We start from the raw sequence: 8,591 nt of genomic DNA, 5'->3' as shown, positions 1-8,591 counted from the left end.
TCTTGGACGCAAACGGCCCTTATAGGGGCCGTTTGCGTCCAAGATCTCCACTTGTCCCGCCATGTGGATGAGGGCTCCTGATTCTCGGGAGGCTGCGACGGCGAGAGGGCCGCCATGGCCGGAGAACGGGCGGCGGGAAGGCGGCCGCAGCCGGAGAACGGGCGGTGGCGGGAGGGCGCGGCCAAGGAGGGAACGGGCAGCGGCGGGAGGGCGGCCAGGACGGAGAACGGGCGGTGGCGGGGGCGGGCAACGGCAGGTGAAGGGGCAGCCGTTGGCTATCGAGGTGATGACGTGGTCGGGCGGATCGGGAGCGTAGGCGGGAGCGGCGGCCGAGTCGCATCCTTCGGCTACCGACTTGATGACGTGAACGGATCAGGGCGCGGAGTGGCGGACGGGACTCGGGCGTGAGTCGCTGACGTCATCAGATCGGTAGTGGCTTACCGCCCCATGCCGCCCCATGCCCATCGCCCCATACCGACCAGTTCCTGGCCGCCATGCTGCCCAGCTCATCGCGCCACCGCCCAAGTCATGGCGCCATACCGCCCAGCCCATCACGCCACAACCCAGCTCATCGCGTGATACCGCCAGCTCATCGCGCCACCGCCCAGGCCACCGGCTAACCCATCGCACCACCGCACAGCCCATCGCGCCACCGCACAGCCCATCGCACCACCGCACAGCCCATCACGGCACCGCACAGCCCATCGCGCCACCGCACAGCCCATCACGCCACTGCCCAGCCCACCACGCCACCGTCCAGCCCATCACCCCACCGCCCAGGTCATCGCGCCGTACCGCCCCACTCCTGGCCGCCATGCCGCCCGAGGGCGCGTTGGTGGGGACCCGGCGGGGTAAGCACCTACGGGTGCCCAGGGCCTTCATCCTCCTCGGGGCCGAGGGCGCGGCGCGCACCCGTTTCTAGCGTGGAGTTCAGCGCGGCGGATCGCCGCGCAGTTGGGAGTACGACGATGAGTCGCAAACTGGTCCGGCCCCGCCAGGGGCGCATGTTCGCCGGCGTCTGCGCCGGCCTGGCCCAGCGGTTCGGCATGTCCGCCGGCATGGTCCGGCTGCTGTTCCTGCTGTCCCTGCTGCTGCCCGGCACCCAGGTGATCATCTACCTGATCCTCTGGGTCCTGATGCCGAACGAGGACCGCTACCTGGCCTCCGTCCGCCGTTGACCCGCTCGGCCGGGCCGGCGACCGCTACTTCGCCGGTCCGGTCACCGTGGTGGCGGTAACGGTGCCGGCGGCGTCGGCTCCCTCCACGGTGACCGCGTCGCCGGCCTTCAGGTCCTTCAACGCCCCGTCCCTAGCCAGCTTGATCGCGGTGTCGCCGCTGGTCCGCACGGTCACCACGGTGCCGTCCTCGGTCTGCACGTAGAGGGTCGTGCCGTCGACCAGCTTCACCGTGCCGGTGGTGACGCTCGCGCCACCGGCGCCCGGGTTGGCCGCCCCCGGGTTGCCGGCACCACCCGGAAACCCGGTCGGCATCCCGCCCGGGAAGGCGAAGCCGCCGGCTCCCCGCTGCCCGCGGGCGGCCGCGCCGGCCGGCCCGGAGGCAGTCGAGTCGCCGTACGACTTCTCGACCAGTACACCGCCGAGGAAGCCGCCGATCAGGAGCGCCACGGCCCCGAGGTACAGGGTCGCCCGGTTCCACCAGCGCCGGCCCGCCGCCGCGGCGAGTTCGGCGGCGAGCCCGTCGCCGGCGAGGGATCCATCGGCCGCCGGTGCCGGATCCGGGCCCGGCCCGTCGCCACCACGGTGAACTCCCCCCGCCGGGCGGCCCCACTTCACTGCTCTGATCATGGTTACTTCCCCGAAGTCACTCGTAGCGGAGCGCGTCGATCGGCCGGAGGCCGGCGGCACGGCTGGCCGGGACACTGCCGAAGAACAGCCCGATCGCGACCGAGACGCCGAGCGCCAGGACGATCGAACTCGGTACCACCACCGGTTTGACGCCGACGATGGTGAACTGGCTGCCGATCAGCGCCGCCGCGACGCCCAGGCCACCACCGGTCAGGCTGAGCATCGTCGCCTCGGCCAGGAACTGGGTGAGGATCACCCGGCGGGGCGCGCCCAGGGCCTTGCGAATGCCGATCTCCCGGGTCCGCTCGGTGACCGTGACCAGCATGATGTTGGTGATGCCGATCCCACCAACCAGCAGGCTGATCCCCGCCACGGCGCCGAGCAGGACGGTGAAGGTGTCGGCCGTCTCGGTCTGCGTCTCCAGCAGCTGGGAGGCGTTCTGGATGCGGTAGGGACTCGAGTTCGACCGGTTCGCGGCGCCGGAGGTGGTGGCGGACACCTTGAGTCGCTGGTCGAGGATCGCGGCGACCTGCGCCTGTGCCTCGTCCACCCGGTCCGACCCGGTGGCCTCGACGACGACCGAGCTGACTGGGCCGTATCCCGTCAACGTCTGCTGCACGGCGGTCAGCGGCGCGACCGCGACGTCGTTGGCGTCCTGGAAGCCGGACGACGAGCTCTTCTCCTCGAGTACGCCGACCACGGTGAACAGCGAACCGCCGACGGTCACCTCCGCGCCGACCGGCTCGACGCCGGGGAAGAGTTCCTCGGCGACGGTCTGCCCGATCACCAGCACCCGCCGGCCCTGCGCGACGTCCTCGTCGCTGAACGCCGCACCCGTGCCGACCGGCGTGTTCGACGCCCCGAAGTAGCTGGGGTAGGTGCCGACGAACTGCTGCACCGAGTGGTCGGAGCCCTGGTAGGTGATGGTGGCCGAGGCGCTGACCACCGGCGACACCGACTTCACGTCCGGCGCCAGGACGGGATCGCGCAGCGCCTTCGCGGTCTCCACGGTGATCGCCGTGTTGCTGGCGCCGCCGCGCGACGTGCTCTGCACGGTCAGCGTGTCGGTGCCCAACGCGGCGATCCGGTCGGTGATCTGCTTGGCCGAGCCGTTGCCGACCGCGACGAGCAGGATCACCGCGCCGACCCCGATGAGGACGCCGAGTGTGGTCAGCGCCGAGCGCAGCTTGTTGGCGGTCACTCCACGCGCGGCGAACCGCAGGATCTCGAACAGACTCACCGCGCCACCCTTCGTTCGCGTTCCAAGGCTCGCAACCCCGGCTCACTCCTCGCGCTCACCGAGCCACTCTTCGTTCGCGACTGCGGGGCTCGCAAACCCGGCCCACTCCTCGCGCTCACCGGGCCACTCTTCGTTCGCGACTGCGGGGCTCGCAAACCCGGCTCACTCCTCGCGCTCACCGAGCCACTCTTCGTTCGCGACTGCGGGGCTCGCAAACCCGGCTCACTCCTCGCGCTCACCGGATTCGCTCCATCGGGACGGTCGGCTGGTCGAGCATCCGGTCCGCAGCGCTGCCCCTGGCCGGGCCGCCCTGGCGTACGTCGGCGGCGATCTGCCCGTCGAAGAGCTTGATCAGTCGCCGCGCCCGGCTGCCCACCTCGGGCTCGTGGGTGATCAACACGATCGTCCGGCCAGCGGCGTTCAGCTCGTCGAAGATCGCCAGCAGGTCCGCGGTCGAGCGGCTGTCCAGGTTGCCCGTGGGCTCGTCGGCGAGCACCAGCGCCGGCTCGGTGACCAGTGCCCGAGCCACCGCGACGCGCTGCTGCTGGCCGCCGGAGAGCTGGTTGGGCTCGTGGCCGGCCCGGGCGGCCAGACCGACCATGTCCAGCGCGGCGAGCGCCCGGCGGCGGCGCTCGGCCGCCGGCACACCGGCGTACGCCAGCGGCAGCTCGACGTTGGCCAGCGCGGTGGTCCTGGGAATCAGGTTGAACGCCTGGAAGACGAAGCCGATCAGCCGGTTGCGGACCAGCGCGAGCTGCCGGTCGTTGAGCCGGCTGACGTCCACCCCGTCCAGCAGGTACCGGCCGGTAGTCGGCACGTCGAGGCAGCCGACGATGTTCATCAGGGTCGACTTGCCGGAGCCGGACGAGCCCATGATCGCCACGTAGTCGCCGCGTTCGACGACGAGGTCGACGCCGCGCAGCGCGTGCACGGTCGCCTCACCCTCGCCGTACACCTTCGTCAGGCCGCGGACGTCGAGCACAGGCGGATGGCCGGGCCTGGTCGACCGGTCCTCCGGACCGTTCATCATCGGGCCGATCATCGGTTCGTCCTGCCGCCGGTGCCGCCGCCGGGGAATCCGCCGCCGCCAGGGAGTCCCGCGCCGCCCGGGAATCCGCCGCCCGCCGGGCCACCGCGGGGAAAGCCGTTGTTGCCGTTGGTGCTGGTCGAGGAAATCTTCAGCACGACCTGTTCGCCGACCTGCAGGCCGGAGGTGATCTCCACGGCCTGGTCGCCCATCAGCCCGACCTCGACTGACCGGGTCACCTGCTGGCCGTTCTCCAGCACGGTTACGGTGTGCCGGTTGCCGACGGTGGTCAGGGCGGCCGAGTTGACGTAGATGACGTTGTCCACCTGGCCGACGGTCGCCGACACCTCGACCGTCTGCCCTGCCCGCGCGCCGTCCGGCAGCTGGTCCAGGCTGAACACGACGCCGTAGGTGACCACGTTGTTCGAGGTGCTCGCGTTCGGGTCGATCGAGGTCAGCTTGCCGGTGGCGGTCGCGCCCGGCAGCGCGTTCCAGGTGATGGTGGCCGCCTGGCCGACCTTCAACTTGGTCGCGTCCGCCTCGGCGACGGAGGCGGAAACCTCCAACCGGCTCAGGTTGGCGAGTTCGATGAAGCCGCCGGACGTGCCGCTCGACGACGAGGTAGACCTGCCGTCGGCGGCTCCGCCCGGTGCGTTGCCCCCGGAACTCCCGGTGCCGTTTCCGCTGCCGCTGGACCCGCCACCGGAGGAACCGCCGACGCTGCCGTTGACCGCGACGACCGTACCGGCCATCGGCGCCTTGAGGACGGTGCCGTCGACCGCCTCCTGCGCCTCGTCGACCGCCAACTCGGCGCTGGTCACCTGCGCCTCCGCGTCCGTCGTGTCGCTGCCGGCGTCGGTGGCCCGGTCGAGCGCCGCCTCGGCGGCGTCCAGATTCGCCTCGGCGGCCGTGAGATCGCGCTTGGCCGCGGCCGGATCCACCCGGGCCAGCACCGCGCCCTTCTTGACCACGTCACCCACCTTGACCCGGATCTCGCTGACCGTGCCGGCGGTGGCGAACTCGGCGCTGGCCGTGACAGCGCTGCGTACGCTGCCAGAGGCGGAGACGGTGGAGGTCACCGTGCCCTGCGCGACCGGCACGGTCCGGGTGCCGGCGCTGCCCGCGGCGGAACCGGACTCCGGCTTGACGAAGATGGTGTAGGCCCAGATCCCACCGGCGGCGATCACCACCCCGAGTACGGCGTTGACGAGCGCCGCTGGGCGGCGCGCGGAGAGCAGACGGCGCACAGGCATGGGGGACAGCCTGGACCGCCCGGCTCGGAGCGAACCCGGGGTCAGCTCGGAGCAGGCTGGGAAACGCGGCCGCCGTCCGGCCGCACCGGCGTCTCGCCGGGACCGGCCTCGCCGACCGGCAGTAGGACCCGGAAGACAGCGCCCTGACCCACCTCGGTGACGAGGTCGACCCGGCCGCCGTGGCTCTGCACGATCGCCGCCACGATCGCCAGGCCCAGCCCAGAGCCGACCCCGTGACTGCGGGTGCGGCTCGGATCGACCCGGTAGAGCCGTTCGAAGACGCGCTCGGCGTGCTCCGCCGGGATGCCCGGACCGGTGTCGGCAACCTCCAGCACCGCCGGTCCGGCCCCGCTCAGTCGGCCCACCCGTACGGTGATCTCCGCCTCGGGTGGGGTGTGCTGCAACGCGTTGGCGACCAGGTTGGTGACCACCTGACGGAGCCGGTGCTCGTCGCCGAGCACGCTCACCGGTTCGAGACCGCCGCTCGCGCATCCGCCGTCCCCGGTGCGAAGGGTGGCCAGCCGGACCGGCCGGTCGGGCACCCGGGCGTGTGCGTCCCGGATCGTGTCGGCGGCGATCGCGAGCAGGTCGACCGGGGCACGCCGGAGCGGGCGGTGCAGATCCAGCCGGGCCAGCACCAGCAGGTCCTCGACGAGGCCAGCCATCCGGGCGGCTTCGGCCTCGATCCGGCTCATCGACTCGTCCAGCAGCGGGCCGGGCGGGGCACCACCCCGGCGGTACAGCTCGGCGAAGCCGCGGATCGAGGTGAGCGGCGTACGCAGCTCGTGCGAGGCGTCCGCGACGAACTGCCGCAGCCGCCGTTCGGAGGCGCTGCGCGCGCTCATCTCGGCGCCAATCCGGTCGAGCATGACGTTCAGCGCGATGCCGAGCCGACCGGGCTCGGTGTGCGGATCGGTGTCCTCGACCCGCCGGGACAGGTCACCCGCAGTGATCTCCGCGGAGATCGATTCCATCCGGGTCAGCGGGCGCAGTCCGATGCGCACCACCGAGGCCGCGACGAGGCCGAGCACCAGCAGCACGAGCAGCATCACCGCGCCGTCGATGAGCACCAGCCCGTCGGCCGTCGCGTCGACGTCGCGCAGCGACTGCCCGACGACGGCCAGCCCGCCGCTCTCGGTGGGTACGACGATCACCCGCCAGCCGCTCCCGCCGTCCGCCGCGTCGACCGCGAACGGTCGCCGGTCCTCGGCTCGCGCCAGCAGATCGGCCCGGCCGGGCAGCTGCGGCGGCGAAAGATCGTCAGCGGAGAGCAGGCCGGGCAGGGCGGTGCCGTCGGCGCGGTAGATCACCACCGCCTGCCCCGGGCCGCCGCCCGGGGGCCGCCCGGACCGGGAGAAGCCCTGTCCCAGTTCGGGCGGGATCCCGTTCTGATAGATCCGGGCCGCGCGGATCAACTGTTCGTCGACCCGGTCGGTGAGGTAGGACCGGAGAAGCACCAGCCCGGCGGTGTTAGCCACGATCAGGGCGACCGCGGTGAGCGCGGCGATCACCACCACCAGCCGGGAGCGCAGCGTCCAGTGGCCCCACCGGCGCGGGAGCGGCAGCCACCGCTGCCGTAGCCCCGACCACCACCGTGCCACGGCGGCGCCCGCCCGGCCCGGCGCGCTGCTCATTAGTCCGAGGTCCTGGGCAGGCGCAGCGTGTATCCCACGCCGCGCACGGTGTGGATCAGAGGCGGATCCCACCGGTCGATCTTTCTGCGCAGGTAGTAGACGTACGACTCGACGATCCGCCCGTCGCCGCCGAAGTCGTAGCTCCACACCCGGTCCATGATCTGCGCCTTGCTGACCACCCGGCCGGCGTTGAGGAGCAGGAAACGCAGCAGGTTGAACTCGGTGGGGGACATTTCGATCAGCCGGCCGCCGCGGCGTACCTCGTGGGCATCATCGTCGAGTTCCAGGTCGGCGTAGGCGAGCGCGCCGGTGTCCGACTCGACCCGGCTCCGCCGGAGGATGGCTCTGATGCGCAGCACGACCTCCTCCAGGCTGAACGGCTTCGTGACGTAGTCGTCGGCGCCGATGGCGAGCCCCGCGATCCGGTCCTCCACCGCGTCCCGGGCGGTCAGGAAGAGCACCGGTACGCCCCGCCCGTTGGCCGCCGCCCGCAACTGCCGTGCCACGGCGAAGCCGTCGAGGTCGGGCATCATCACGTCGAGGACGACGAGATCCGGGTCGAACTCGGCGACGCTGGTGAGCGCCTCCCGCCCGCCGTTCGCCACCCGTACGTCGAAGTCGATGAGCCGCAGGGTGGCTGACAGCAGGGCGGATATGTTCGGCTCGTCGTCCACCACGAGCACCCTGGTCGCCCGTCGGGTCTGCTCTCCTGCCGGTTGGCGCACCTTCTCCTCCTCGCCTCGGATTCCGCAGAATCTCTATCGGCGAAGGCTGGGAGACATCTATGAAAATCCGATGTATCCGCTGAGGTTCGGCTGTCGGGCTGGTGGACGAGCCCGCTTTCACCGGCTGACGGCCACCTCGTCCCCCTCGGCCAGGCCGGCGGTGATCTCCGTGTACTGGTCACCACGTACGCCGACGGTGACCTGGCGGGACTGCATGCCGGTAGCCGTCCGGAACGACACCGTGCCGGTGTCGCCGATGATCTCCCGCACCGCGGTGGCGGGCACCCGGAGCACGTCGGGCACCGACCGGATCGTGACGCGGACGTTCGCGCTCTGTCCGACCAGGGTTCCCTTCGGCACGGTGTCGAAGTCGAGCAGCGCGCCGTAGGTGACCATCTGCCCGTCCGTCGTACCGACCGGATCCAGCTGGGTGACCCTGGCCGCGAACTCCTCGCCCGGCCGGTCGGCGAGCGTGACGGTCGCCGCGAGCCCGACCATGACCCGCCCGGCGTCCGCCTCGGGAAACTTCGCCGACACCGCCATGCCGGCGATGTCACCGAGGGTGACGAAGGTGACACGGGCGCTGACCTTGCTCCCGACCGTGCCCGCGACGGAGAGCACCTTCCCCGCCAGCGGCGCCGTGATGCTGGTGCCGGCCAGTGCCTCCTCCGCCTCTGCCAGGGCCAGCTGGGCGCTGGTCACCTGCTGCTGCGCCCGCAGCACCGGGTCGGCGCCGGCGCCACCGGGCTGCCCGTTGCCCGCCTGCCCGCCACGACTCGCGCAACTCGGCCCGCTGCCGCCGCCGGGTGCCGCCGAGGGCTGACCCGGCTGCGTGGTCCTGCCCCGGGTCGGGCTGGCCGGGCTGGGCGTCGCGGTGGGCTTGGGGGACGCGGTGGGCGTGGGGGAC

8 protein-coding genes are annotated in these 8,591 nt (G+C 72.0%); 1 reads left to right on the top strand and 7 read right to left on the bottom strand.

What is annotated here, in order from left to right:
- Positions 1-968: 968 nt before the first annotated feature.
- Complete coding sequence (locus LQ51_RS23705; protein WP_046569275.1) at positions 969-1,178, top strand: PspC domain-containing protein; 210 nt, start codon at positions 969-971, stop codon at positions 1,176-1,178.
- Positions 1,179-1,202: 24 nt separating this feature from the next.
- Here the strand turns inward: LQ51_RS23705 and LQ51_RS23700 are convergent, their stop codons facing one another.
- From LQ51_RS23700 to LQ51_RS23670, 7 genes are all read right to left on the bottom strand, one after another.
- Positions 1,203-1,805 (bottom strand): hypothetical protein, encoded by a 603-nt coding sequence (locus LQ51_RS23700; RefSeq protein ID WP_052745038.1) that lies wholly within the window; start codon positions 1,803-1,805, stop codon positions 1,203-1,205.
- Positions 1,806-1,821: 16 nt separating this feature from the next.
- Positions 1,822-3,045 carry an ABC transporter permease gene (locus LQ51_RS23695; RefSeq protein WP_046569274.1) on the bottom strand — a complete coding sequence of 408 codons (1,224 nt, stop codon included), beginning with the start codon at positions 3,043-3,045 and terminating at the stop codon, positions 1,822-1,824.
- A 235-nt stretch (positions 3,046-3,280) separates the two neighbouring features.
- Positions 3,281-4,087 (bottom strand): ABC transporter ATP-binding protein, encoded by an 807-nt coding sequence (locus LQ51_RS23690; RefSeq protein WP_231605849.1) that lies wholly within the window; start codon positions 4,085-4,087, stop codon positions 3,281-3,283.
- On the bottom strand, positions 4,084-5,325 hold the full coding sequence (locus LQ51_RS23685; protein WP_046569271.1) for an efflux RND transporter periplasmic adaptor subunit: 1,242 nt from the start codon (positions 5,323-5,325) through the stop codon (positions 4,084-4,086). Before LQ51_RS23685 ends, LQ51_RS23690 begins: the two co-directional genes overlap by 4 nt.
- 41 nt (positions 5,326-5,366) lie before the next feature.
- Entirely contained in the window at positions 5,367-6,959 is a 1,593-nt protein-coding gene (locus LQ51_RS23680) for a sensor histidine kinase (protein WP_156313207.1), read from the bottom strand.
- Positions 6,959-7,684: a response regulator transcription factor gene (locus LQ51_RS23675; RefSeq protein ID WP_046569269.1), complete on the bottom strand. Its 726-nt coding sequence runs from the start codon at positions 7,682-7,684 to the stop codon at positions 6,959-6,961. Before LQ51_RS23675 ends, LQ51_RS23680 begins: the two co-directional genes overlap by 1 nt.
- 117 nt (positions 7,685-7,801) lie before the next feature.
- The coding region (locus LQ51_RS23670; RefSeq protein ID WP_156313206.1) for an efflux RND transporter periplasmic adaptor subunit at positions 7,802-8,591 on the bottom strand (790 nt) is incomplete at its 5' end.

Origin of the sequence: Micromonospora sp. HK10 (assembly GCF_000982955.1) — a bacterium.
Classification (GTDB): domain Bacteria; phylum Actinomycetota; class Actinomycetes; order Mycobacteriales; family Micromonosporaceae; genus Micromonospora.
This window is presented reverse-complemented; position numbering and strand designations above follow the sequence as displayed.